The sequence below is a fragment of the Cupriavidus sp. SK-3 genome (genome assembly GCF_000611145.1).
In the GTDB taxonomy this organism is placed as follows: Bacteria; Pseudomonadota; Gammaproteobacteria; order Burkholderiales; family Burkholderiaceae; genus Cupriavidus.
The window spans coordinates 1-24803 of sequence record NZ_JFJV02000121.1 but is presented as its reverse complement, the minus strand read 5'-3'; the positions used below and the strand labels follow the sequence as shown (position 1 = coordinate 24803).

Annotated in this window: 29 protein-coding genes and 2 pseudogenes; 18 read left to right on the top strand and 13 right to left on the bottom strand. The window is 61.8% G+C overall.

The window, feature by feature from the left end; genetic code table 11:
• Positions 1-78 precede the first annotated feature (78 nt).
• Genes merT through merA form a run of 4 tightly spaced genes read left to right on the top strand, consistent with a single transcriptional unit; the run spans position 79 to position 2895 of the window.
• Positions 79-429, top strand: coding sequence for a mercuric ion transporter MerT (gene merT / locus CF70_RS12430; RefSeq protein ID WP_035864784.1), 351 nt, complete (start codon positions 79-81; stop codon positions 427-429).
• A gap of 13 nt (positions 430-442) precedes the next feature.
• Positions 443-715, top strand: coding sequence for a mercury resistance system periplasmic binding protein MerP (gene merP, locus CF70_RS12425; protein ID WP_035864781.1), 273 nt, complete (start codon positions 443-445; stop codon positions 713-715).
• A gap of 27 nt (positions 716-742) precedes the next feature.
• Positions 743-1162, top strand: a complete 420-nt coding sequence (gene merC, locus CF70_RS12420; RefSeq protein ID WP_035864779.1) for an organomercurial transporter MerC — start codon at positions 743-745, stop codon at positions 1160-1162.
• Between the two features lie 47 nt (positions 1163-1209).
• On the top strand, positions 1210-2895 hold the full coding sequence (gene merA / locus CF70_RS12415; protein ID WP_035864775.1) for a mercury(II) reductase: 1686 nt from the start codon (positions 1210-1212) through the stop codon (positions 2893-2895).
• A gap of 276 nt (positions 2896-3171) precedes the next feature.
• On the opposite strand, the gene tolA is transcribed toward merA, so the two are convergent.
• The gene (gene tolA, locus CF70_RS12410; protein WP_035864772.1) at positions 3172-3957 is read right to left on the bottom strand and encodes a cell envelope integrity protein TolA; all 786 of its coding nucleotides are present in this window, start codon (positions 3955-3957) and stop codon (positions 3172-3174) included.
• A gap of 424 nt (positions 3958-4381) precedes the next feature.
• Positions 4382-4834: a DUF302 domain-containing protein gene (locus tag CF70_RS12405; protein WP_035864770.1), complete on the bottom strand. Its 453-nt coding sequence runs from the start codon at positions 4832-4834 to the stop codon at positions 4382-4384.
• A gap of 366 nt (positions 4835-5200) precedes the next feature.
• On the opposite strand from CF70_RS12405, the gene CF70_RS35960 reads away from it, so the two are divergent.
• Positions 5201-5566 carry a hypothetical protein gene (locus CF70_RS35960; RefSeq protein ID WP_152561790.1) on the top strand — a complete coding sequence of 122 codons (366 nt, stop codon included), beginning with the start codon at positions 5201-5203 and terminating at the stop codon, positions 5564-5566.
• Positions 5563-6699, top strand: a pseudogene (locus CF70_RS12400) (patatin-like phospholipase family protein). The gene CF70_RS35960 and the pseudogene CF70_RS12400 overlap by 4 nt, the downstream one beginning before the upstream one ends.
• A 301-nt stretch (positions 6700-7000) precedes the next feature.
• Here the strand turns inward: CF70_RS12400 and CF70_RS12395 are convergent.
• Positions 7001-7576 (bottom strand): carboxymuconolactone decarboxylase family protein, encoded by a 576-nt coding sequence (locus CF70_RS12395; RefSeq protein ID WP_035864767.1) that lies wholly within the window; start codon positions 7574-7576, stop codon positions 7001-7003.
• 59 nt (positions 7577-7635) lie between these two features.
• Entirely contained in the window at positions 7636-8208 is a 573-nt protein-coding gene (locus CF70_RS12390; RefSeq protein WP_035864764.1) for a TetR/AcrR family transcriptional regulator, read from the bottom strand.
• Between the two features lie 177 nt (positions 8209-8385).
• Here CF70_RS12390 and CF70_RS12385 point away from each other — a divergent pair, with 177 nt between their 5' ends.
• The 3 genes from CF70_RS12385 (at position 8386) to CF70_RS12375 (ending at position 9491) form a co-directional block, all read left to right on the top strand.
• A complete protein-coding gene (locus CF70_RS12385) occupies positions 8386-8721 on the top strand; it encodes a hypothetical protein (protein WP_035864762.1) in 336 nt (111 codons plus the stop codon).
• Positions 8722-8817: 96 nt separating this feature from the next.
• The gene (copK, locus tag CF70_RS12380; protein ID WP_035864760.1) at positions 8818-9093 is read left to right on the top strand and encodes a periplasmic Cu(I)/Cu(II)-binding protein CopK; all 276 of its coding nucleotides are present in this window, start codon (positions 8818-8820) and stop codon (positions 9091-9093) included.
• A 149-nt stretch (positions 9094-9242) separates the two neighbouring features.
• Positions 9243-9491 carry a hypothetical protein gene (locus tag CF70_RS12375; RefSeq protein ID WP_235185018.1) on the top strand — a complete coding sequence of 83 codons (249 nt, stop codon included), beginning with the start codon at positions 9243-9245 and terminating at the stop codon, positions 9489-9491.
• Positions 9492-9579: 88 nt separating this feature from the next.
• Here CF70_RS12375 and CF70_RS12370 read toward each other — a convergent pair whose 3' ends face one another.
• The 4 genes from CF70_RS12370 to CF70_RS35955 all read right to left on the bottom strand — a co-directional run bounded on the left by CF70_RS12370 (position 9580) and on the right by CF70_RS35955 (position 11444).
• Positions 9580-10233, bottom strand: coding sequence for an NrsF family protein (locus tag CF70_RS12370; protein WP_035864757.1), 654 nt, complete (start codon positions 10231-10233; stop codon positions 9580-9582).
• The gene (locus CF70_RS12365; RefSeq protein ID WP_035864754.1) at positions 10230-10757 is read right to left on the bottom strand and encodes a sigma-70 family RNA polymerase sigma factor; all 528 of its coding nucleotides are present in this window, start codon (positions 10755-10757) and stop codon (positions 10230-10232) included. Before CF70_RS12365 ends, CF70_RS12370 begins: the two co-directional genes overlap by 4 nt.
• Positions 10758-10953: 196 nt before the next feature.
• Positions 10954-11187 carry a DUF4158 domain-containing protein gene (locus CF70_RS12360; RefSeq protein WP_035864753.1) on the bottom strand — a complete coding sequence of 78 codons (234 nt, stop codon included), beginning with the start codon at positions 11185-11187 and terminating at the stop codon, positions 10954-10956.
• Positions 11184-11444, bottom strand: a complete 261-nt coding sequence (locus CF70_RS35955; RefSeq protein ID WP_152561789.1) for a hypothetical protein — start codon at positions 11442-11444, stop codon at positions 11184-11186. The genes CF70_RS12360 and CF70_RS35955 overlap by 4 nt, the downstream gene beginning before the upstream one ends.
• Positions 11445-11883: 439 nt before the next feature.
• On the opposite strand from CF70_RS35955, the gene CF70_RS12355 reads away from it, so the two are divergent.
• Together CF70_RS12355 and copK (CF70_RS12350) are read left to right on the top strand one after the other, a co-directional pair.
• Positions 11884-12186, top strand: coding sequence for a hypothetical protein (locus CF70_RS12355; RefSeq protein WP_035864752.1), 303 nt, complete (start codon positions 11884-11886; stop codon positions 12184-12186).
• Positions 12187-12276: 90 nt separating this feature from the next.
• Positions 12277-12564 carry a periplasmic Cu(I)/Cu(II)-binding protein CopK gene (gene copK / locus CF70_RS12350; RefSeq protein WP_235185016.1) on the top strand — a complete coding sequence of 96 codons (288 nt, stop codon included), beginning with the start codon at positions 12277-12279 and terminating at the stop codon, positions 12562-12564.
• Between the two features lie 219 nt (positions 12565-12783).
• On the opposite strand, the gene CF70_RS12345 is transcribed toward copK (CF70_RS12350), so the two are convergent.
• The 5 genes from CF70_RS12345 to CF70_RS12330 all read right to left on the bottom strand — a co-directional run bounded on the left by CF70_RS12345 (position 12784) and on the right by CF70_RS12330 (position 18085).
• Positions 12784-13155, bottom strand: coding sequence for an EamA family transporter (locus tag CF70_RS12345; protein WP_035864751.1), 372 nt, complete (start codon positions 13153-13155; stop codon positions 12784-12786).
• Positions 13152-14885 carry a glycosyltransferase family 39 protein gene (locus tag CF70_RS12340; protein ID WP_035864750.1) on the bottom strand — a complete coding sequence of 578 codons (1734 nt, stop codon included), beginning with the start codon at positions 14883-14885 and terminating at the stop codon, positions 13152-13154. The genes CF70_RS12345 and CF70_RS12340 overlap by 4 nt, the downstream gene beginning before the upstream one ends.
• A 225-nt stretch (positions 14886-15110) precedes the next feature.
• Positions 15111-15977 carry a class I SAM-dependent methyltransferase gene (locus tag CF70_RS12335; RefSeq protein WP_035864747.1) on the bottom strand — a complete coding sequence of 289 codons (867 nt, stop codon included), beginning with the start codon at positions 15975-15977 and terminating at the stop codon, positions 15111-15113.
• A 200-nt stretch (positions 15978-16177) separates the two neighbouring features.
• Positions 16178-16555, bottom strand: a complete 378-nt coding sequence (locus tag CF70_RS35950) for a hypothetical protein (RefSeq protein ID WP_235185015.1) — start codon at positions 16553-16555, stop codon at positions 16178-16180.
• A 174-nt stretch (positions 16556-16729) separates the two neighbouring features.
• Entirely contained in the window at positions 16730-18085 is a 1356-nt protein-coding gene (locus tag CF70_RS12330; protein WP_081862152.1) for a TolC family protein, read from the bottom strand.
• 489 nt (positions 18086-18574) lie between these two features.
• Here CF70_RS12330 and CF70_RS12325 point away from each other — a divergent pair, with 489 nt between their 5' ends.
• From CF70_RS12325 to CF70_RS38565, 7 genes and pseudogenes are all read left to right on the top strand, one after another.
• The gene (locus CF70_RS12325; protein ID WP_051648324.1) at positions 18575-18922 is read left to right on the top strand and encodes a hypothetical protein; all 348 of its coding nucleotides are present in this window, start codon (positions 18575-18577) and stop codon (positions 18920-18922) included.
• Between the two features lie 728 nt (positions 18923-19650).
• Positions 19651-20064, top strand: coding sequence for a CzcE family metal-binding protein (locus tag CF70_RS12320; RefSeq protein WP_035864745.1), 414 nt, complete (start codon positions 19651-19653; stop codon positions 20062-20064).
• A gap of 50 nt (positions 20065-20114) precedes the next feature.
• Positions 20115-20459 carry a CzcE family metal-binding protein gene (locus CF70_RS12315; RefSeq protein ID WP_035864743.1) on the top strand — a complete coding sequence of 115 codons (345 nt, stop codon included), beginning with the start codon at positions 20115-20117 and terminating at the stop codon, positions 20457-20459.
• Positions 20460-20945: 486 nt separating this feature from the next.
• The gene (locus tag CF70_RS34850) at positions 20946-21302 is read left to right on the top strand and encodes a CzcE family metal-binding protein (RefSeq protein ID WP_349675110.1); all 357 of its coding nucleotides are present in this window, start codon (positions 20946-20948) and stop codon (positions 21300-21302) included.
• Positions 21303-21559: 257 nt separating this feature from the next.
• Positions 21560-21901 carry a CzcE family metal-binding protein gene (locus CF70_RS34190; protein ID WP_035864732.1) on the top strand — a complete coding sequence of 114 codons (342 nt, stop codon included), beginning with the start codon at positions 21560-21562 and terminating at the stop codon, positions 21899-21901.
• 82 nt (positions 21902-21983) lie between these two features.
• Positions 21984-23111, top strand: a complete 1128-nt coding sequence (locus tag CF70_RS12300; protein WP_035864730.1) for an IS110 family transposase — start codon at positions 21984-21986, stop codon at positions 23109-23111.
• Between the two features lie 597 nt (positions 23112-23708).
• Positions 23709-24649 (top strand): annotated as a pseudogene (locus CF70_RS38565) (transposase); the annotation flags it as partial.
• Positions 24650-24803 lie beyond the last annotated feature (154 nt).

Below are 24803 nucleotides of genomic sequence, written 5' to 3'. Positions count from 1 at the left end.
TCGCTTGACTCCGTACATTAGTACGGAAGTAAGGTTACGCTATCCCTTCCCACTTCGAAAGTACGAAAGGACCCGCGCATGCCGGAACTGCAACCCGGGCGCCGTGCGCTCTTCGCCGGTGGGCTCGCCGCCATTCTTGCCTCCACCTGCTGCCTGGGGCCGCTGGTGCTGGTTACGCTCGGCGTCAGCGGAGCCTGGATCGGTAACCTGACCGCGCTGGAACCATACCGGCCGCTGTTTCTCAGCACCGCGCTGCTGGCCCTCTTCTTCGCCGGGCAGCGTATCTTCCGCCCGGTGCAGGTCTGCAAGCCAGGCGAGGCCTGCGCGATCCCGCAGGTGCGTGCCACCTACAAGCTCATTTTCTGGGTCGTCGCCCTGCTGGTTCTGGTTGCACTCGGCTTTCCTTACGTGATGCCATTGTTCTACTAATCAGGAGTTCGCCATGAGGAAGCTGTTTGCCGCCGTCGCTCTCGCCGCCGTTGCTCCCGCGTGGGCCGCCATGCAAACCGTCACCCTGTCCGTGCCTGGCATGACCTGCGAGAGCTGCCCAATCACGGTCAAGAAAGCGCTCTCCAAGGTCGACGGGGTGAGCAAGACCGATGTGAGCTTCGAAAAGCGCGAGGCCGTCGTCACCTTTGATGATGCCAAGACCGGCGCGCCGAAGCTGGCCAAGGCGACCCAGGACGCAGGCTATCCATCCAGCGTCAAGCGGTAAGCCCGGAGCAAACACGGGAGTAAGACCATGGGACGGATCACGCGCCTGACCAGCAAGGCGGGGGCGCTCGGCAGTATCGTCTCGGCGATGGGTTGCGCGAGCTGCTTTCCTGCGATCGCCAGCCTGGGCGCGGCCATCGGCCTGGGCTTCCTGAGCCAGTACGAGGGGCTGTTCATTAGCATCCTGCTGCCGGTGTTCGCTGGCATCGCGCTGCTCGCCAATGCGACCGCCTGGCTTAACCATCGGCAGTGGCAGCGGACCGCGCTCGGCGTGATCGGCCCATTCCTGGTGCTGGCCGCGGTGTATTTGACGGTTGGCTGGCGCAGCGAGGCGCTGCTCTATGTCGGCCTGGCCTTCATGGTCGGGGTATCGATCTGGGATTTCGTCTCGCCGGCGAAGCGCTGCGGCGCACCGGACGCCTGTGAACTGCCGGCCAAACGCGGCTGAGGCGCGTTTGGCCATAGCACTGCCTGTATGAACGAAGGACCTGTGGCATGACCCACCTGAAGATCACTGGAATGACCTGCAACTCGTGCGCCGTCCACGTCAAGGATGCCTTGGAGAAGGTGCCGGGCGTGCGGTCGGCGGTCGTGTCCTACTTGAAGGGGACGGCGCAGATCGCTGCCGAGCCCGACACATCGCCGGAGGCGCTGACCGCGGCCGTGACCGGACTCGGCTACCGGGCCATGCTCGCCGACGCCCCGCCGGCGCAAAAGCGCGGCAGCCTGCTCGACACGGCACTGAGCGGGCTGGGCGCCGGTGAGCCGGCCGGTGGCGAAGGCAGCGCGCTGCGCATCGCCGTCATCGGCAGCGGCGGCGCCGCGATGGCGGCGGCCCTCAAGGCGGTCGAACAAGGCGCGCAGGTGACCCTGATCGAGCGCGGCACCATCGGTGGCACCTGCATCAACGCCGGCTGCGTGCCGTCCAAGATCATGATCCGCGCGGCCCACATCGCCCACCTGCGCCGCGCAAGCCCGTTCGACGGCGGCATCCAGGCGACGCCGCCGGCGATCGTGCGCGACCGCCTGCTGGCCCAGCAGCAGGGACGCGTCGACGAGCTGCGCCACGCCAAGTACGAGGGCATCCTGGCAAGCACACCGGCCATCACGGTGCTGCGCGGCGAGGCCTGCTTCCGGAACGGGCATACCCTAAGCGTGCGCCTGGCCGAGGGCGGCGAGCGCGAGGTGGCGTTTGACCGCTGCCTGGTCGCCACTGGCGCCAGGCCGGCCGTGCCGCCGATCCCTGGTCTGCAAGACACCCCGTACTGGACCTCGAACGAGGCGCTGGCCAGCGACACCCTGCCGAAGCGGCTGGCCTTGATCGGCTCGTCGGTGGTAGCCGTGGAGCTGGCGCAGGCCTTCGCGCGTCTCGGCAGCGAGGTCACGATCCTCGCGCGCAGCACGCTGTTCTTCCGCGAGGACCCGGCTATTGGCGAGGCCGTAACGGCCGCCTTCCGCGCGGAGGGCATCACGGTGCAGGAGCACACGCAGGCCAGCCAGGTGGCCTACGCAGACGGTGAATTCGTGCTCACCACGGGGCGTAGTGAAATCCGCGCCGACCAGTTGCTGGTCGCCACGGGCCGCGCGCCCAACACGCGTGAACTGGCGCTGGAGGCGACGGGCGTGACGGTCAATGCGCAAGGGGCCATCGTTATCGACCAGGGCATGCGCACCAGCGCACCGAACATCTACGCTGCCGGCGATTGCACCGACCAGCCGCAATTCGTCTATGTGGCGGCAGCGGCCGGCACCCGGGCGGCGATCAACATGATGGGCGGCGAGACTGCGCTCGACCTGAGCGCCGTGCCGGCGGTGGTGTTTACCGACCCGCAGGTCGCCACCGTGGGCTACAGCGAGGCGGAAGCGCACCACGATGGCATCGAGACCGATAGCCGGTTGCTGACGCTGGACAACGTGCCGCGCGCGCTCGCCAACTTCGACACGCGCGGCTTCATCAAGCTGGTCGCCGAGGCCGGATCGGACCGCCTGATTGGCGTGCAGGCGGTGGCACCGGAAGCGGGGGAGCTAATCCAGACCGCGGCGCTGGCGATCCGGGCGGGAATGACCGTCCAGGAGCTGGCCGACCAGTTGTTCCCGTACCTGACGATGGTCGAGGGGCTGAAGCTCGCGGCGCAGACCTTCGATAAGGACGTCTCGCAACTGTCCTGCTGTGCGGGGTGAGGGATTGGAGAGTCAGGCTCGCGCCTTGGGCTAACTGTACTTTTTGGTGCGTGAATGCCAGTTTGTTTCAAAAAATGCATACGGATCAGGACTTGCAAAATTTCCTGCTCGCATAGAGCGGGGAGCAAGAAACCTTGCTGCAAGCGGCTCTCCAGGCTGGCTACCGCCAGGACCAGGTAGGGCGTCTAGCGTTCACGCCAGAGCCGCTGGCACCGAGGCCTAGCAGAGTGGCAGCCGCCAAGGCATGCTTCTGGTGTACCGACTGCCCAGACGGCCCTAGTCCTTCGGTTTGAAGGTGATGGTGAGGCTGGCGGGCGCTATGCCGTTCTCGTCGCGCGGCAGCGGATCGGATCGCTCCACCGCGCGCAGCACGGCGCTGTCCCAGGCGGAATTGCCACTCGACTTGGTCAGCCGGGCCGACAGCAGCGAACCGTCCGGGGCCAACCGCACCGCTACTACTGCCGCCGGGTTGCCGGCCACGTCTTTGGTGAAGATGATGTTCGGCTTGACGCGGCGGCGCAACCGATCAGAATAGCCCGGCGAGGCTGTGCCGCCCGCGCCGGTGCCGGCAACCGCACGGCCGGCCAGGGCCTCCAGACGCTCCAGCTCGCCCCGGCGCAGCGCGTCGGCGGCGGCACCGCGCTTGGCCTGGGCATCTGCATCCTCTTTGCGCTGCGCGTCCTTGCGGGCGGCCTCCTGGCGCTCGGCTGCCTCGCGGGCTTGGCGCGCGCGCAGGTCAGCCTGCTTGCGCGCCTGTGCACGCGCGGCGGCCACCGCCTGACGGTGCTTCTGTCGTTGGAGCGCGATGTCAGCCTCTTCCTCCTCCTTCGGTCGCGCAGCGGGCGCCGGCCGCGGCGTTACCACAGGCTCGGGCAGTGCCGTCTTGGTTTCCGGGATCGCGTCCCACAGCTCGGCCTCGACGCCGACCGGGGGGCTGCTCTGCCAATGCACGCCGTAGTACAGCAAAATGCCCAGCAGCAGGTGCATGAAGAGCGCGAGCAGGAAGCACCACAGCGTGCCCCGCTCCTGGACCGGCTGGTAGGAATAGGGGGTGGTCTTCATCTGGTGCGATGGCCACTGGTGGCCAAATTTCGCCGCTGTGTTGGTTTGACTTGACCGTCGGCCCCATTGTTCTGGTGGGAAGACCCCGGCCAACGGCGAGGCGATCACGTCCGTCTTTCCTAGCGAGGGTATCGATCTATGCAGACGGCCAGCCCATGCTTACCTGGGCTGGCGACATACGCGCGAAGAAGCTGCTTTCCCTGGGCCGGGCGCCCAACACACGCCTCCGCTGCAAGCTGCGGGGGTGACGGTCAAAGCGCAGGTTGCGGCGGGCACGACCAAGCCTGCGCAACCAGTGGGCGACTCCGCCGGCGACTGTACCGACCAGCCGCCGCAGTCCGCGCGGCGATCGCGGCAACACCAAGGTGCGCCGGCGTCGGGCCGGCGCTCCCATGGGCACGGTTCCGCTTCCCCCGGACGCTCTCTACGGCGCCACGGCCGCACCAATCAGACCCGACAGGGCTTGGCGTAAATTGCCTGCGGCGGGGCACTCAGGCACACCATGGCGCTGGGCCAGAAACACCGGATCGTTGTAGCTGACCCATGTCCGCCCGTCCATGTCCGCCCACACGAGCGCCTTCAAGGGTAGATCGATGCCGATCGACTGCGCACACTCCATCAGAGGTGTGCCACCCTGCGCATTGCCGAAAATCAGCAACTCGGTTGGTCGCAGCGATTTACCGATCTTCGCCGCGCCCGCGGCATGGTCGATGCGCGCAAACACGGTCAGGCCTCGCGCCTTTACCGCCGCTTCAAGCTTGTCCATGGCCGCCCTCGGCGCCAACTGGCTTTGCACGGTGACCAAGCCATCGGCAGCCTGCAGGGGCATTGCAAGTGACAGCAGCAGGGCCGGAAGCAACCAACGCAGAGCTTTCATGCGGTTCTCCTGTAGAGGAGTCATTACTGTAACGGCAAAATGGCCACTGGTGCCTTCCAGCACGCGCGGAATTGGCGGCGTCAATTTAAACGACTTCGCCACATGCGCAGCAATTTGACGCCGTCACAGCGGTACCTAGTCCTCCTCCGCGAAGCGGATGACAGCATCGCACTAACCGCTGCTTGGTGTATGGCGCTTCACTCGTTGAGGGTGGAGATCCGCAGGTGCGGCTATCTCATTGGCGGGCGGCCTCATCGGGGAACGCGGTTCGGCCCAGAACCGGAAACCTTTTCCACGCTGCGAGCGAACTTTCAGATAGAGAGGCTTCGGACGACGGCCTTAGATGTGCCACAGAGGGAGCGAAAGATGAGCGCCAAACCTATCCTCCGCACTGCGAGTGCGCTGCAGATTGAAATCGTTGGACCTGATCTTGCAACAGCGAATCTCGGCGAGACGGGCACCCCCAATGCGTATGCCGTTGGGCTGGGCGTGGGCTCGTCCGATCCAATCACCGGCGACGCCCAAGTTCGTAAGTCCGTGCACGGACGGGGCGCGCGTGCCCGTTCGCTAGAACAGGCTGCCAGTCCTTCAGGCATCGCAAGCGAAGCTGTCGGCGGCACGCAGTTTGGCTACCGGGGCGGGTCCGGTTATTTCGCCGAGTCGAACCCGGATGTGGGACGCGCCTTCCATTTGCGGCCGGGGAACGGTCCATGGAAAGCAACGCGCAGATGATCCGCGCTAGGCGTTTCGCCTTGCGCGGAGTTCCGGCGCTGCCCGGACAGGTCGTGCTCGTGTTGCAGGGCGGTGGGGCGTTGGGAAGCTATCAGGCGGGAGTCTACCAGGCGCTTCACGAAACCGGCATTGAACCGGACTGGGTTATTGGCACGTCGATCGGTGCCATTAACGGGGCCATGTTCGCCGGCAACCAACCAGCGGAACGACTGGACTATTTGCGTCGATTCTGGTGCGGGGTGACACGCTGTGGCTTGTCCCCACTGATCGGCCCTTACTCCGCTGTCGACGACACCTTCCACAAGCTAACCGTGCTCATCAACGGCCTTCCGACCTTTTTTTAGCCACAGCCCAGCGCATGGCTCAGCCCACACGTTTGGCTCGGCGCCGAGGCGGCGGCCTACTACTCGCCGGCACCGCTGCGCGCGTCTCTCGCCAAGCTCGTAGACTTCGCCTACCTGAACGAAAACCACACGCGGCTTACCGTGGGCACGGTGAATGTGCGTAGCGGCAGCCTGCGCTATTTCACTGACCGCGACACCACGCTCGGCCTGGAGCACGTGTTGGCCTCCGCCGCCATTCCACCAGCATTTCCTGCCGTGCGTATCGATGGCGAGAGCTACTGGGATGGCGGCATCTATTCCAATACGCCGATCAAGGTGGTGCTGGATGACCGTCCCCGCCGTGACTCGGTCATTTTTGCGGTGCAGCTATGGCCCGCGGAGGGCCCTGAGCCGCAAACGATCTGGCAGGTTATCAGCCGGCAAAAGGATATTCAGTATGCCAGCCGAGTGGAGAGCCAACTGGCGCGGCAGCGCCAGATTCATCGATTGCGGCACGTCATTCGCGAACTCGCCCGATACATTCCACCGGGCGAGCGTGAATTGCCCGCGGTCAAGGAACTATTGCAGTGGGGCTGCGGGACCACGATGCAAGTCCTTTTATTGAAGGCGCCCAGGATGGACGGCGACGATTACACCAAGGATTTCGATTTCAGCGCCGCCCGGATGCACGCGCGATGGGAAGCCGGCTACCAAGCCACCATGCGGATTCTCGAGCTTGCGCCTTGGGAGAGTTTACCGGACCCTGTCGAGGGTATTGCCGCGCACGAGCTCGTGCCGCAGGTCGCGTGACCCCAATTGTACCAACTGCCGGCAGGGCGCCAATGTCATGCCGATGTGGAGTTGGTTAAAGACCGGTGATCGAGTTCCCACTTCGTGGCTTGCCGCCGTCCGGTCCCCAAAGCGGCGACGGGTGCGGGGGCATCGCCACTGCTTATAACCAGGCGAAGATCATGCCGAGATGGCCGCAGACAGGTCTGCGGACTGGGACATGGGTCTCGAGTTCTGTATCCAGACTGCGCGCGTGCATGCCCTCCCACCGGCCTCACCCGCTGATGGCGACCGCGCTGCATTGACGTCTTGCCGGCGCTTGCTAGCGTTCAGCCTGCCATGCGTGCCCCGCGAAACGCTGGTCCAACTCGGTATGGAAGACGTGATTTGCGTAGTTGCTGAGCGTTTTGACCGCAATGGCCAGAATGACCTCGAGTACGTGCCGTTCGCTGTAGCCGGCCGCGAGGAATGCCTGTACGTCCTGGTCAGTCGGGCGCCCACGTGAATCGACCATCAATGCGGTGAAGGTCGCCAAGGCGCGCAGCTTGGCATCATCAATCGGTCGGTCTTCCCTGATCGCTTCAATGGCCTGTGCTGGGGTCTTGGACACCGCCTCGGCGATCATGCTATGAGCGGCCATGCAATAGTCGCATTCGTTCAGCCGGCTGATGGTGAGCAGCACGACCTCCTGCTCGGCCGGCGTGAAGCCGGACTCCTTGCGGAACAGGTTGTAGCCGAACAGGTAGGTCTCGAGCAGGCCGGGGGCATTGGCCATCTTGGCATACATATTGGGAATCATGCCTACCTGCTTGAAGGCGGTATCGAGCGCTTCCTTGGCCCGGCCTTGGGCGGTCTCTGGTGACAGGTCAGGCAAGGAAAGCTGTGCAACGTCGTTCATGAGGTTCTCCTGATTGCTGGTGGGAATTGCACCAATTGGTCCAAAAAAGAGAGAAAAGTCTAGGGCTCCAGTCTCGACACTAGGGCGTCAATGGTCGGCGTCAGCGCCTTGACGCCAAAGCCGGCCTTGGCGAGTACGCGCAGACCGGATATGCCACAGACAAGGGCGATTGCCTCGGCTTTGGGCTCAGCGTCGTCGCGGACTTCGCCGCGCGTCTGGCCAGCGCGAATCGCCGCTTCAAAGACATGTTGCATCTGGACGAAGCCGTCTAGCACGATGGCCGCGATTTCCGGGTCATGCGGTGCCACCTCGACGGCCGAATTGACCAGCAGGCATCCTTTGCCGGCATCGTTATCGCTGGCGATCGAAGTCAGTAGTGCCCTAAAGCCCTTGAGCGCGGGCTGTCGCTGCAGCCTTTGCGCCAATTGCACGGCGCGCTCCGCGCTGTATTGCCGCAAGGCCGCCATGAAGACTTCCCGCTTGTTGCCGAACGTGTTGTACAGGGAAGACTTCGCAAGCCCCATTTCAGCCGTCAGGTCGCTCGTCGACACGGCGTGATAGCCGCGGTGCCAGATCGCTTCGATCGCGGCTGACAGTGCCTCGGATTTGTCAAATTCAATTGAGCGGGCCATGTGTGTGTCCTTTCTGTACCGATCATACCAAAATCACGCTACACGCTTGCCGCGCGGCAGGCTTTCCGTGGGGGGGACCGGTAACCTTTTGGCGCTTGCCGACGAATCTTCCAGTACCGGCCTCCCAGATGGTCTTTCGCTTCGGGAACCGGATCCTTCATGAAAGGAGGCGCGAAAATGAGCAAGCGACTATTGGTTCTCGTCGTGGCCACCACCGCTGCGCTGGGCACAGCGGTAGCGTATGCGGCCACTCCGCGCGATGTGTACACGGATGGCAGCAACGTCACGGGGCCGCGTGATCCGTACACCGATGGCGGCAAGGCAGGAAAATTCGACGTCTACTCGGACGGCGCCAGGGTTGGCGACAAGCGTGACCCGTTTACGGATGGCGCCAAGAGCGGCAGGTTTGACCCCTACACGGATGGCACGCGGGCGTCGGCGCCAAATCTTGTGGCCGACGCACTCGACAACTCGCGTACCGGCGACGGCACACTTTACGGCTATCGCGTCTGAGCTGCCACGCGCAACCGGGCTGCGCGTCTACTTGTCGGAGCCGAGTGTCTCCGGACACTCGCTTCGGACTAGTCTTGCCTGCCGAAGGAGCAAGCCATGAACAACAAGCTCGCAGTTGCCGCTCTCGTCGTTTCGCTGTCCGCAATCGCGGCCGACAGGAGTGACATCCTGAAGTCCTATGCGCTCAACGACGGCTCGACCGTTCACGTGTTCAAGGATGGGAAGATGGCAGTAGAAAATCCGTTTGGCCGCGCCGTCAGCGTGAAGGAAGGTCAGGTATTGGAGGCGAAAGATGGCACCAGGATCACCATGAAGGGTAATGAGGTGGCGCGCCTCGACCACCTGTTGAACGTCGACCGGCGCGGACACTGATTTTGATTTGTGCACGCCGTCGGATAAGGGGGGCGCATTGGCGGTGGTGCCGGGTCGCCGTGGTTCCGAATCCGCGCCCTCTTGCCGCGAATAGCGCCCTTTCGGCCCAAATGGAGGGTGAAATGCGCTCGACTAGGCACCTGCTAGTCTTGGTCGCACTCCTGGCGGGGTGCGCGACGCCAGCCCAACGTGCCACGCAAGCGGAACGCGAGGTCGACCAGATGATCCAGGTCTATGGCCCGGCGTGCGAGAAATTGGGCTATCAGGCCGATTCCGACCCGTGGCGCGAATGCGTGCTGCGCCTGGATGCGAAAGACAGCCGCGAGCGCTACAGTCGTTACCCGACCTCGACGACCTGCTTCGGGCATCGTGGTTTCTTACACTGCTCATCGTATTGACATGGTGGCGCGGCACGGCTTTCGGCGGATCGCGGCGCACTGGCCACCAATTCTTATCCGCTTGGACGATCCCGCGCCTCCCAGCGTGTCAGTGCGGCGCCACCCAATTGAACAGCCGATCTCCATACCGGCCGCTGACGCCCACGAACAGCAGCGCGACGCCAAAGTTCCACATCAGAATCATGGCCGTGGCGTCGAGCGGATGAAGGATGGACAGCGCGGTTGCCGTCATCGCGGCAACCGCGAGGCTGCCGCACATTGCCACCGGCGCCGGGGTAAGCCGTGCCACATAACGCAGCATGATCAGCAGGGCAAACGACAGCGGCACGCTGACCATCATCAGCGTGGCAAAGCAACTGGCCGTCTCGCCGAGCGAGATGCCGGCCGGCCCGATTCTGACCCAATCGGTCAGGCAGCCGTATCCGATCGTGGCGAACCAAGCTAGAAGGCTCGGTACGGGCAGCAGCAGCCACCGCTGTGAATAGCCAGGGACGCTAGCCAGAAACGCTGCCACGGCGGCCAGCACGCCGGTCAGCATCGCTGCCGCCACGCCGGTGACAAAGACGGGCTGCGCCAGCTTCGTCGCCAGGTCCGGTCGCACGCCATGATGGAACGCGGCCAACACCAGAATCAGGACGGCCAGCAGCAGCCAGCCTGCCGCCCGTACCATCGGCGGGCGCAGGCGCCGCACTGGCGCCGCGTCGGCCACCAGCGCGTCGATCAGATTTGAGGTGGGTCTCACGACTGTTTACCTTCCGATTCGAACAATTTGCGCAGCGTTTTCAAGGCACGATGTGTGGCAACCTTCAGCGCGGCCACTGACATCCCGCTGGCGGCGGCGGCCTCTTTCAGCGACATTTCCTCGAGCTTGAGCAACCGCAACGCTTCGCGCTGTCCGGCCGGTAGCCGCTCGACGGCGTCCCGCACCGCGCGCGCATCGACAGCCTCCTCTTGTAGGTTCGCTGCAGAGGGCCAAAAGGTTTCTTGCTCAGTGTCAAGTTCGGTTTCATGCGAGCCGATGCGTCCGCGCCGGCGCAGGCCGTCGACGATGCGCCGGTTGGCAATGGCAACCAGCCACGGGCCAAACGGACGGGCCGGATCATAAGTGTGGCGCACTGCGTGTACCGTCATCAGCACGTCCTGCACCGTGTCTTCGATGTCGCTGCGATTCCGGACTTGGCGTGCCGCCAACGCCCGCACGTAGGGGGTGATGGCTGCGAGCAAATGGCGGTAGGCCTCGCGGTCGCCGCTTTGCGCGCGGGCCATCGCAACGGACCAGTCTGCCGTGCCGTCTGCCCGGCGGGCCGTTGGCGCGCCAGGGGGAGCTGCGTACGCCGAGTCCGGCGTATCGCTCACGGAACTCGGTTCGCCATCATGTCGGTGCGTTGGGGAAGACATGGCTGAATTCTGCGTCAGGGGGGACCATTTTGGCTATTGTTGCCCATCCCCCGAAAATTGAAAATCACGCCTCTGCCGTTCGGACGCCGCTCGCAGGATCCTGCGCCATCTTGACGAAATAGCCCAGCCGCTGCACGGTCTTGAGCAGCGTCAGCAAGATCAGGCGCGTGGTGTCTGAACGGGCGTTACGCCGCACGAAGACCAGTTCGCTCGGCGTCGGCGTATAGATCTCCGCCAATTCATGAAGGGTGAGATCGGGCTTGAAGCGCGGATAGGCTGTTTCGTGATTCGCGGTCATCGATCAACGTGATGGCGCGCCGCGATAGCCACCACGGCTTCCTGTCCAGCCATATTTCTTCGTGGACATCCGTCGCCGATGAAAAAAGCTGCGACCGTCACGGTGCGTACCCGCCGATCGTATGACTCGTCTTTAGCCCGATGCGCCCTGAGCGGTGTGCCTCCCTGATGAACAAGGAGCAGCACCTTCGGCGGGTAGCTGCCGTCGACGAGAAACTTCGCGCGCGGAATGACGCCGTAGGTAACCTCCTCGTGCACGAAAGCCCCTCCGTAGTTGTAAATCCGGCGCCGGCATCCCGTAACGCATGGCATGCGGTCGACGCCAACGCCATGCCTGGAAGCGGTTCCGTTCCCTTGCAGTGAGCACGGGTCGAGACATGGTGATCCCGATGTAAACACACGCCGCCTCGGCTCATTAGCATCCTAGGAGCCTGTCGGGCTTTCCGGCCTTCCAATCGATGATGCCCTGCCAGATAATCGCGGCAACACAACCGACAGACTACCCCGATGAGCCGCTTCGTTCCCGACGGGCGGCAGTTGGCAGGCGCCCACCTTTCTTGCCGGGAATACAAAGCCTGATTGCCAAGTCAACGGTTACTGAAGACGATACGTTTAGTGAAGGACCAGGCCTACCCCTGGTTGGCTGAGTACTAACGCGTTCACGGCCGCCCAGACGGCGGCCTTCTGAGGAGATGCTATGAACAAGCTCGTCGCGACTGCCTTCGCTCTGTGCCTTGGCGCCGCCTCCATCGCCGCGCAGGCGCAAAACACCGGGAAAGTCGACCCCTATACGCAGGGAGCCAAGTCCGGCAAGCCGGACCCCTACACCGACGGGGCCAAGGCTGGCGAAAAGTTCGATCCGTATACGCAGGGGGCAAACAAGAGCGCGCGCGCCAACCTGACAGATACGTCCGCAACGCAGGCCAAGAAGTCGCATAAGAAACATAACAAGAGGAGCAAGAAGAGCAAGAAGGCTGCGTCAGCACCGGCCGCAAGCTAAGCCCTAGGGCCCCGCGCGGCGCCTGCCGCTGCGGGTTTTTTTGTTTAGCGTGGCGAGGAACACCCTCGGTTTTGTGGAAAGGAAAGCACTATGTCTATGTTCAAAAAAGTCATCGTTGCCGTAAGCGCCGGCTTGATCGCGGTTTCCAGCTTTGCAGCGGATTCGAGCCAAGTGGAAAAGAAATTCGAACTCAAGGACGGCTCGACCCTGTACATCTTCAAGGACGGGAAGATGAGCATGGAAAACAAGGCGGGACATGCCGTTGGCATGAAGGAGGGCGTGATTATGGAAACGAAAGACGGCCAAAAGATGATGATGAAGGGAAATGAAGTGTGGCGGTTGGAGCCTCAACTTCACAAGGGAACTCTTGGGCAATGAAGCAGGCGGGTCGGTTTTGAAGAATGCATGACATTTCAAAATCGACCCCCGTCTATGCATTGACGCGATGTCAAACACTGTGACATCTCCGATGTCGGGCGCACAGAGCAAATGCGTTGCTGAAGCGCTGGGGCGCTGACGCCTCCCAAACAGGGCTTCCACCACCCAAGCGCCTTTCTGGCCGAAACTATCAAGTTGGCCGATCTGCGGCGCTTCCTATCAGGAACGGACGATCAGGAGTACGCCAGCCAGTATCAGGAGGATACCGGCCACCCGCAGCGGGCCGATCAGCTCGCCGAACAGCCACCACGCGGCCAGCGCATTGACCACATACCCGAGTGAGAGCATCGGGTAGGCGATCGAGACGTCGACACGGGACAGTCCGACGATCCATACCCCGACGCCGACCACGTAGAAAGTCAGACCCGCCAGCACCGGCCATTGCGTCAGCACGCGCAGGGCGGTGGCCAGCAGCGTGGCGCGATCCACGGTGATGGCGCCGACAGCGTTGACCCCCGCCTTGAGTAGCAACTGGGCACAGGCGTTGAGCAGCACGCCGGAAAAAATAAAGGCCAAAGTCGAAAGCGTCATGGCGCGGGCTGTTCCTGAGGCTGCCTCTGCGGGGCAAGACTCGGTGGCGGGAAATTGCTGGCAACGATGCGACGCTTGTCCTGCGCGACCGTGTACATGGGCACATGGCGCTCACTCAGCTCTTTGTACGTATCGGCCGACATGATGCCCAGCGCAGGTGGGCCGTCGCGCCACTGGACGATAAAGGCGTCAAGCGTGGGGAGCCACTTTCGCGGTTCCTGCCGCGTGCCGAAGTCGAGTTCGTCCGGCCGTTCTACCATGATGGTCGTGCGGCGCAGGTAAAACGGTAGTGTGTGGTCCAGCATGCGCACGCCGTAGATCGGCATGTCGTCCCTTAGCACAGCCTTGATGGCCGGCACCAGGTCCACGCCAGAAGTGCGGCGGCCCATCACTTCATGACCGAGCAATGCTAGCGTGAAGCTCACCAACATGGCGAGCGAGTAGGTCACGATGCTGGCGAAGACCCCGCGCGTGCGCTGGATACGGCGGGCAACAAGTATGCCGGCCAGCATCACCACGAAGGCCGCGCCCACCCATACCGCGAACAGGCGGTAGAGTTCGTTCGGGGTGTTGTCCTTGTCCAGCGTGGCCACCACCGGGCTGGCCAACAGGCCGATGACTGCGATCGCCAGCATGCCATTGATCTGGCGGCGCCACGAGCGCTCGCTGATCTGGTTCAGCGCCGCGCCGGCCAGGATGCCGAGCGCGGGGAAAATCGGCACGATGTAGCCAGGCAGCTTGGAGCCCGACAGGCTGAAGAAGCCAAAAATGGCGATGGCCCAGATAGCCGCCAGCACGGCCGGCTGGAACGGCTTGACTTCGGCGCCGCGAGCGTCAGCCCGGTCTTCGCGCACCACTTGCCACATGCGGGGAAACAGGCCGAGCCACGGGAGGAAGCCGGCCACCACCAGCGGGACGAAGTACCAGATCGCCCCCTGGCGCGAATGCACCGTCGAGGTGTAGCGTTGCCAGTGCTCATGGATGAAGAAGAAATTCAGGAATTCCGGGTTGCGCTTCGAGACCAGCCAGAACCACGGCACCGTGACGATCATCATCAGCACGATGCCCGAGACCAGGTGCAGGCGGCGCCAAAGCGCGAAATCGCGCGTGATCAGGGTGTAGACCACCAGCACCAGGCCGGGCAGCGCAATGCCGACCAGGCCCTTGGTTAGGATGGCCACGCCGATGGCCAGCCAACAGGCCCACATCCAGTTGCGGCGCGCCGCCGGAGTTGCCTCGGGGTGCTGGGCCAGCAGCATGAAGGCCAGCACGCAAGCCATGGCCCCGGAAAGTGTCATGTCGAGGGAATTGAAATGCGCGGCCACGCTCCACATCGGCGCGGCCACCAGGACCAGCCCGGTCAGTAGCCCTGCGCGCTTGCCGAACCAGCGCGTCGCTGCCAGCATCGAAACGAGCAGGCCGATCATGCCCGACAGTGCCACGCAAAGGCGCGCCTGCCACTCGCCCAGGCCGAACAGGGTGTAGGCGAGCGCCGTTACCCACATGTGGAAGGGCGGTTTCTCGAAATACGTCAGTGCGTTGTAGCGGATCGTAACCCAGTCGCCACTGGCGACCATCTCGCGGGCGATCTCGGCGTAGCGCCCCTCGTCAGGGCGCAGTAGGTGGCGCGCGTCGAGCGTGCCGAACCAGACCAGCAGGATAAACAGGCTAACCACCGCGATCGCGCTTACCGACAGCCCGGCATAGCGCGAGGTCCATGAACGACGCATAGGCAAGGTCGACGAACTACGCATAAATCTTCCTGAAAACTACAGAGGAGTTGATCGCGCTGGTGCGCGTGAGGAACAGATGCAACGCTTCCCAAGCTGTCGCCAGATTGCGAGGGGAATAGCCCAGCGCTTTAGGGCCCGCTTTGGCTGGCAAAATTCTCACCCAAAGCGACTCACGTTCGCGCAGCCCTGGGGCGCCGCGCAAGGATAACCGGCGCTCCTTCATTAGCATTTTCTCGCAACAAGCAACAGGGAGCCACCGGCCGGGAAGCGCACGCCACCCTTGATCAGATGACGCTCGACCTCGCAAATTCCACCGAACACGCGATTCAATGCGCCTCCGATACGAAAGCCATCGTCGACGCCATCCGTTGGTCGTGTGGACCGTTGTAGCAGCCGCGACAGGATCATGGCCGGCAACAAGAGGGACACGAATGACGTGACATAGACGGGGCGAAACCCCGCCGCGCTGACCTTCTCCAATAGATCGCTACGTGTGTAGCGCCGCTTATGCTTGGCGGAGTCGTCGATATGGCTCCACAGAGAAGGATGCTGAGGCACCGTCAATACAATGCCGCCGTTGTCAGCGCAAGCGCGATGCATTTCCTTCAGAACAAGCTTGTCCTCGTCCACGTGCTCGATGACATCGAAGGCGCCGATGACATCGAACGCGTTGGTAAATGGAATCGCGCGCGCGTCCATCTGGAGTAGTTGGGCTTGGCTCTTTCGCCGTGCGACCTGCAGGGCCTGCAAGGAGGGCTCCCCCCCGCACAGCCTCGCGAGCGGGAAGCGCTCGCCTATGGCGAGCAAGTTGTCGGCGGTCCCGCAGCCGACATCGAGGAAGGACATCAGGTGTGGGAAGTAGCGCGTAAGTGCCTCAAGGATGAGCTTGCGCCGGTAGACGAACCAGAAGTGCGTGTGCTGCAGCTTCTCGTACTCATCAAACAATGGCTCGTGGAAACCATCGTTTTCTTGGGCCATGTCCGGCGCCAGGCATACCACGCCGGCCGAGGTGGTTGCCCGCCAGCCGCAGGCAACGCACGCCCACGTGGATGGAGCAATAGACATGTGGCATTTGATGCAGATATGCATCGCTGTCTCCTTCTGATGGTGCGAGCGCTCTCCCGCGGGGGGGCAGGCATTCTCGCGGATGCGCAGTGCAGCTTCGCAAGACGAATGGCTCGGCGTTCAAACGGCGTAAGAATGCCTACCGCATGAATGCCGAAAGCCGAACACGTACTCGACGGAGGATGACTAGCGCGATGGTGGACGCAGCAGTGGCGTCGGTTACATCAGAGGACTAGCGAAGGCGGGCGCAGCAAAGCTTCCGGAATAAAGCTCGTGAAAGGATCAAGGGGTGGGAGCGACGGATCGACCGCCCGGACGACAATGGAGCCTGGCACATCGAGAGGAACGGCAGGATGAGAGGCGACGAAGCAGCCTGGGCATGACTGGCACCCATGGCGCTTGTCTTGCTCCGACTTGCCTGTTGCACGATTGTGCTCGGTCAGGCAATGTTCGTCCGAAACCATTGCCCGCGCCGCGTCACCAACAGACCGAACCCGCGCACTGCTGCTCTTGCCGGTGTGCGCGGCCTCGCAGGGTGGAAATGCCGCCGCGCCAATGTTTTGCACCGGCAACGCGAAGATCGCCAGCCAGAGCAGGAACAAGCGGAGCGGCTTTTTCATCAAACGAGACAGGGGCGGGGGCTGGTAAAGAGTTGCAATCTAACCCCACCCACCTGACAAAACGATGGCAGCAGCATTACAACTACCCCGAACTGGGTCGAGCTTGCCGCAAAGTGGCATCTACGGAATACGATGGATCAGGGCAGCGAAGGCGATCTACCGCAGGAAGATCGCCTCGCTCAGGCTGGACTCGAGTGCCGCCCGCGCGGTGGCGAAGTTCGTACGCGATTCCAGCAACTGGCGCTGGGTGGCATAGAATTGCCGGCGGGCATCCAGCAGATCGGTCAGTGGGATCCCTCCCTTTTTGTACGCGAACTCGGTCGCATCGACGGCCCACTTGGCATCCGGCACAATCTGCGTTTCGAAGCGGACGAGTTGAATTCGCGTCGATTCGAATTGCTCCAGCGCGCGGTCGACCTCCGAGCGCGCGTTGCTGCGCAGCTTGTCGAGGTTGATTTGGGCGCTCCTTAACTCCGCCTGCGCACGCACGATCTCGCCGCTATAGTCGTTGTGAATCAAGAGCGGAATCGACAACTGCACCCCAAGCGTTGTGCCACCGTTCGCAGGAAGGTTTCGTTCGGTAACCACTGCCACGTTCACGTCGCGGGTACGCTGCGCCTTGGCCAACTCGAACGAAGCCTCGCCGCTGCGCACGCGTGCGGCCGCGGCACGTATATCCGGACGCGCCTCCAGCAACTCCTCGATGCGGTCGCGCCTCAGCAATCCTTCGCCAGGGAGCGGCCATGGATCGATGGCCCGGATGGCGGGGGCATCACGCTCGCGCGCAAGCAGCGTGGCCAGCACGGCTCGCGCAATGGCAAGGTCTGCGCGTGCCTGTTGCAATTCGTTCTCGCTGCGGCCCTCCTCGACGCGAAGGCGAACAACGTCGACGCGCGCGATGTCGCCGGCTTTTAGCCGAAGCTCCGCGGCCTCGCGTGTTCGCGCGAAAGCGTTCCTGTTCGCCTGAGCCACATCCAAGCGCTCCTGCTCCTGCTTCAATGTAAAGTAAGCGGCAGCCAATGCCTGGCGCAACTGGCGAAAGGTGTTTTCGATGTCTAAACGGGCGGCATCCGCCGCCCTGCTCGCCGCTTCGGTTCGCAGTTCTCGCTTATTGCCACGTTCAATAAGCTGCGAATAGTTGATCAGGACGTCCGCGTCGCGCAGACGGTATTGGCCGAGGAGTCCCGGCCCTGCTCCTACCGTTAACGTTGGATTCGGCCGCTTGCCGGCGCTGACGAGCACCCCGCTTGCGGCATCCAGCGTGGCGCGCGCGGACTGCAGGTCCCGGTTGCTCGAAAACCCAAGGTCCAGCGCGGTACGCAACGTTAAGGCGCCGAGATTCTCGCCTGCGCTTCCAGGTTCGACGGTGGCGCTAGCAGGCGGCGCCGCCACGTCGCGGACGGGAATCGCGTCGCTCAAAGGAGGCGCGCCGAACGCAGGTTGCCCGATAGCGTGGCTTACCGCGCCATATGCAGCTATCGCCGCTAACAATTTTATTATGCGATAGGGCATGGTCGAACCGTTGGAACGAAATAGTTAAGGAAGCGTAGGATAGCAGCACGCGAACCAATGCTTACAAAGGAGATCGCCCACCGAGCCCCACTGGAAGGCTTCGCCTTCGGCAATGCGCAAGAGGATGTAGGTCTGCGTCCCGCCGAGCGGGCCGCCGAGTGCGATAGCCTTGCTGGCTCTGCCGGACACCCACGACCACCTGACTCGGCACTGCACATTCGGCGCGCCCGATCTGCCGATCAACCGCCAGCACCACGGTGATTCGANATTCGATGCGGGACCGGCTGCCGTGGCTGCCTGAGCAGCCAATCCCGCCCCTGCTCTACCGAAGTCTGCCCAACTGGTTTCGCCACCCCTGAAAATTGATGACGTGAACGGCACAGTGTGGCCGCCGCGTAAGCGGCTTGTCTGTTAGATCAAGTTACATCAGCTACTTTGCCTCTGTCGCCTCGTGTTGTTAATATGAAGCGCTTAAAGAAGGAGTCTAGGATGAAACGATTCGCATGCATCATGGCAATGGCCGTGCTTTCCGCTCCGGCGCTCGCAACTGACATGGGCGACCCCGGCTACTATGGTCGCATAGATATCAATGGCATGTCGTCGCCGCAGACCCTCCACCAACAGCCGATCGTGGTCCAGCCGCACGCGGGGGCCTCGCAGCATCCAATCTACTTGAACGTCCCACCGGACCACGCCAAGAATTGGCCCAAGTATTGCGACAGATACGATGCGTGTGGCGAACCCGCCCATTTTGTGGATAACCGCTGGTACAACGAGCGGTATGTGCCGCAGTATCGGGAGCGCCATGGCGGAAATCGGGAAGATCATCGGCGTTGACCGTATTCGCGCTGCTTGACTCATGTAGGGGCGGAAATCGCGTAAGTCAAGAAAGCATCGATAGACGAACACACAAATCGGGGTTTTTTTCGGAGCGGTATTCGTCCGTCTGCCGGCAATAGCTCATTTGTGCATTACTTCCAGTCGGACTATGAAGGCCAATCCTCTTGGCTTAGCTTGCTCCGATTTGCTGGGGGCCGGCCACTCCGTCGGTCCTTTCTGGCAAGCTCCACAACTTCTCCCGGTTGCGAAGCCACTTTTTGTGCGCCACCAGTACTGGGCACTGGCTGCCATGGCCAAGGGGGCACTATGTCGCCAATTCGGACAAGAAGGGCTGAGGTGCGGTGGATGGGAATAGTCCATGGGCGACACATTCCACGCCCTTGAAAGCGCGCGCACGCCAGACACAAAAAAAGTATAGAAGGAGTCTGGCAGCATAACTGTTGCATTACACCGGCATTACATCTCCGTAATGAAGCGGGCCGGCCGGAGGTTCTGCAGCACTTGCGTACCAGTGCCCCTGTCACCGGCGGCCGTCATGCCCGCGTGACGATGCGCCTGCGTGCGCTGCAGCGGCAGCCTATGTGTCGAGCACACGAAGCACACCTAGCCATGTGTGGTAGCTCGCTTCGTGTCATGAATGTAATGTCCAAGTAACGATATCGTGGTCGTGGGCTGGTTAAACTGAACTCAGGTAAAGAAATTCTCATTGCCATGAAGAAAAAATCATGAACACGAAGAAGATGATTAGCGCGACACTCGTACTGGCATTTTTGGGTACAACCTCGGCGTGGAGTGCCGATAAGTGGCGGGGTGACGGAGGCGATAACTGGCTCGAGCATGTGCGTGAGCAAAAATCAGCCTCTATGACGCCGGTGAACCAGACGCCCGCGCTGTTTGGCAGCCCAGCATCCATCGACACGGCTACCCGAACCATTACGCTGACACCTGCGATGAAGTATGCGAGAGTCGATTCAGGCGAGACTGTTGCCTTTCGTGCAGGTAACAAGACGGTAGCTTGGACGTTCCTGGAGGCAATCGGCGGAAAGACGGTCGATATGAGCTTCATATTCCCGGACCTGCCGGAAGCGAAGGGCATTCTTGTCATTGTTGAGCCGAGCACGCTATTTAAAGGCGGCTAACTTCAATTTTCTCTGGCAGTACACGTCAGAGGGGTGTAAGGGGAACAATCATGAACACCAAGCAAGCTTTCCTCATTGCGCTCGCGGTCTCGGTCCTCGGCATTGTCTCGGCATGTGCGCCGTTGCAACCGGCAAGTGCCGTACTCTTCGGCAGCGCCGCTCCTGTCGACACAGCTACTCGAACTATTTCGCTGACGCCCGGCATGAAGTATCTGAGAGTCGATTCGGGTGAGACCATTGCCTTCCGCGCCGGTAGCAGGACGGTCGGATGGACCTTCACGGAGGCAATCGGGGGAAGGTCGTCGGTTGAGCTGAGCGTCATCTTCCCGGACCTCCCGGAAGCGAAGGGCATTAGGGTCATCATCGCGCCAAGCCCGCTCTATAGGGGCAGCTGATGGCAGAGCGGTTGTAACTGAGGCGGCATTGCTGGTAGATATGCGCAGAGGGTTCATAGCAGGGGCGGTTCGCCTCGGCATCTCTCTCTTACTGCTGGTTGGTGGCGGGTGGGCTGCCGCGAGCCCTGTCGGGCATGGCGGCGGCGACGGTTGGGGCGGCCATCACGGCGAGGGGATTGGTGGGCATCAAGGCGCAACTGGTCCACATGGAGAGGGAGGTGCTTGGCATCATGGGGTGGGCCAAGGATGGAATTACTGCCATCGGGATTTGGCGCCCCATAGGTATCCCGACCCGCTATTCGTTCCACACCAGTAGCTGGCGGAAGCTGTCCAGTAGTTCCTGGCGGCGGTAGATTGTAGCTGCGCAAAAATTTCCGGGTTGCGGTGCCGTTCCGCTTTGACATGCTGGAGAGAGCATCGGGAAGGGAGGAGCTCATCGTTGCCTCCCTGGGCTAATCTCACATGAGATGCATTCGCAATCCGTGAATGGAGCCAATCATGAGAACCAAACGAACTCTCCCTGCTGTGCTGATGCTCTCAATACTCGGTCTTGTCTCGGCATGCACCTCCATGGCTCCGGCCCCCGCGCACTTCGGACATCCTGCAGCAGTCGAGACCGCTAGCAGAACAATCTCCCTAACCCCTCGGCCGAAGTATGTGCGGGTGCATTCCGGCGAAACCGTTGCCTTCCGTGCCGGTAGCAAGACAGTCGCCTGGACGTTTTGGGTCGACCATGTCCAGGGTACATCGGTCGACATGAGCCAAATTTTTCCGGACCTCCCGGAAGCAAAGGGCGTCCCCGTTTTTATAATTCCCCAGAGGTCAAGGAACTATGGCCGCTGATAGCAAGATGTAATGGTGTGGCAATCAATTTGTAATGTTGCAGGGGATTCCATCCACGGCAGTTCACTGAGCCGAGGGTGCTTTAATAGGCCGGATAACGTTCAACCATCATTGGGAACCGAAGTGAATTCCGCTACAAGCGATGGCGGCGGCCCTCCAGTAAGGAAATCGTAATCTTCCTGTAAGAATATCGTTATCTTTAGCTCCCTAGACTTTTCATAGGAGGTACATTTGCGAATCCGCTGATGTAGCTAATCATGAATACCAAGCAAGCTCTCCTCAACGTACTCACGCTTTCCTTGGTCGGCCTCGCCTCAGCATGCACATCCATGGCCCCGACGCCCGCGCAGTTTGGACATCCAGCACCAGTCGCGACGGCTAGCAGAACGATTACTTTGACATCAAGGGTGAAGTACCACGTGTATTCGGGTGAAACTGTTGCCTTCCGTATTGGCTATAAGATGGTCAGTTGGACGTTCGCGGTGGACGCAGTCGGGGGCGGGAGGTCGGTTGACATGAGCTCAATCTTCCCAGACCTCCCGGAAGCGAAAGGCGTCGTGGTTTTTATCGAACGGAGCAACCTTTATAGGGCCGGCTGACCCAATAGATACTATGAAGGGCTAGACAGGTCACCCCCTAAAGTAAAACGATGCGAACCCGTTTTGCGAAAGGAGCCTGCAAATGGACACAGCCCTTCAAAGACAGCCTACAACCTTTACTGGCGAACTGTATATTGCCTTCGAACTGGGCGATAAGAGTTGGAAGCTATCGCTGAGTGACGCCGCACGCGCGCCGAGCCGCCATACTGTGACAGCCGGTGACACGGAGGCGGTATTGAATGTGATCACCAAGGCCAAAGGACGATGCCAGCTCCCAACGGAGGCACGGATCCGCAGTTGCTATGAGGCCGGCCGCGATGGCTTCTGGCTGCACCGCTGGCTCACTGAGCAAGGTATCCATAACTTGGTGGTGGATTCGGCTAGCATTGAAGTCAACCGACGAGCGCGCCGCGCGAAGACCGACCGGCTCGATGGCGACAAGCTCCTGTCAATGTTGATGCGTTACCACGCCGGCGAACGGCGCGTGTGGGCCGTCGCACGGGTCCCGACGCCACAACAGGAAGATGATCGCCGTTCGCACCGTGAACTCGAACGACTCAGGCACGAACGCACTGCTCACAGTAACCGGATTTGCTCGCTGCTGGTATTGCATAACTTGCGGGCCCCACATATCGGGAAACGATCCTGGAAGCCCTGGTGGGCCGAGCACGGCTCGCAATTGCCTCTTAATTTGCGTGCCGAAATCGAGCGTGGACTGGCGAGACTGGCACTCGTGGACACGCAGATTTTATCCATCGAAGCGCAGCAGCGTGAGGCGGTGAAGGCGGGCACGCAGCCAGCCATCGCGCTGCTTGCTAGGCTGAAGGGGATCGGCGTCGGCAGTGCTTGGCTACTGGTCAAGGAACTGTTTGGCTGGCGGCGCTTCCACAACCGGCGCGAACTCGCAGGCTGCCTCGGACTAGCGCCCATGCCCTACAGCAGCGGGGAAACCCACGTCGACCAAGGCATCAGCAAGGCTGGCAACAAACGCTCTCGCTGGCTGATGATTGAACTGGGCTGGAGTTGGCTACGCTACCAACCAGCGAGTGTGCTCGCACAGTGGTTTCATAAACGCTTTGCGTCCGCCGGCAAGCGCATGCGACGCGTCGGCATTGTTGCACTTGCCCGTCGATTGGCAATTGCCCTGTGGCGTTACCTGGAGTATGGCGAGATTCCCCCTGGCGCAAGCCTCAAACCAGTAGCGACGTAAAGCCGAGTTGATTGCATGGCAGCGGTAATGATAGGCAAGGTNAGGCAGGGTGGGCGCGCCCGCCAGCGAGGCGGGCTACCGAAGGTAGCCGACCATATAGATTGGGCGCGCACCAAAACAGGGGTTGCCCAGCGCTTCGCGCATTCGGTATGTGGTGTCCGGCCTTGCGCCGGCACGGATAGAAGTTAGTCCCCGGGGCTGGATCCCGGCAATCACCAACCCCGACCTTCCATTCCTTACTGCGTCAGTTCGCAAACCGAAACTAATAGCTTGCAAGGAGAGGCTTATCGCCCCAGACATGCCTATGCTGACATCCAGTACAGAAGGGGGTTGACACCTGTCCCCTCATAGAAGCTTCGCTGCTAGGTATAGCGCGGGAGGGAAGCATGTTTCTTTGGAGGCTGCGGCCGGGACGTGGCTGTCTCGCAGGAGTCCCCTTCCTCTCCAGCTCAGTCGGCGCAGAAGGTGAGGGAGGGGACGTCAAGGAATTGTAATCTTCGCGTAAGGATGCCGTGGGCGTTGGCCCCCGGTGTCAGCATAGTTGTCGTGTTACCTGATTTCGATTGACCCGGTCTGGGGGCGGTAGAGTCAGAGTGAATGAAAGCCTATTCTGCAGAGAGAAAGGAAGCGCTGTTGCGCCGCATGATGCCTCCCGAGAACGCGTTGGTGTCGGCGCTGGCAAGGGAGACGGGAATCACTGAGCAGACGCTGTATGCTTGGCGTCGACAGATGAAAGCGCAAGGAGTCCCGGTGCCGGGAGATGGAAAGAACCCCGAGGCCTGGTCCTCGGCAGACAAGTTTGCGGTGGTGCTGGAAACCGCGCCGCTCAATGAAGCGGAATTGGCGGAGTATTGCCGCCGCAAGGGTCTTTACGCGGAGCAGATCGCTGCCTGGCGAGAGGCCTGTCGATCGGCCAATGCCAACGCCGGTGAACAGGCGCGAGAACAACGGCTTCAGTCCAAGGGTGACAAGAAGCGCATCCAGCAGCTTGAGAAGGAATTACAGCGAAAGGAGAAGGCGCTGGCGGAAGCGGCCGCATTGCTGATTCTGAGAAAAAAAGCCCAGGCGATTTGGGGAGAAAAAGAGGACGACTGATCAGCGTCCCAGATCGCCGGATGTGTATATCGTTGATTCGAGAGGCAGAACGCTCAGGCTGCCGACTGGCCCAGGCTTGTGACGAGTTGGGTCTGAGCTTGCGCACCTTCCAGCGCTGGGTTCAGGATGGCGACGAGGTGGTGGCAGATGCTCGCACCACCACTGAGCGGCCAGCGCCAGCCAACAAGTTAAGTGAGCCGGAACGCCAGCAGATTCTTGAGGTGGCCAACAGCGTGGAATTTGCCAGCTTGCCGCCCAGCCAGATCGTACCGACGCTGGCGGACCGCGGCCAGTACGTGGCCTCGGAGTCGAGCTTTTATCGTGTCTTGCGTAGCGCGTCGCAGCAGCATCACCGCGGTCGTGCGCGCAAGCCCTCGGCCCGGGTGGTGACCAGCCATTGCGCCACCGGACCCAATCAGGTGTGGAGCTGGGACATTACCTGGAGTACGCCCAGCCAGCGTAGCCCGCCCGTTTGGGGGTGAAGCTGCTTGAGCATGTTTGGAATGCAGGACCCGGCGGAATTGAAATTGTGCAGTACCGGGGCATGCCCTTCCTCTGCTGCGAGAGGAAGTGAGCCGAAGCGGCGGTGACCTGCTG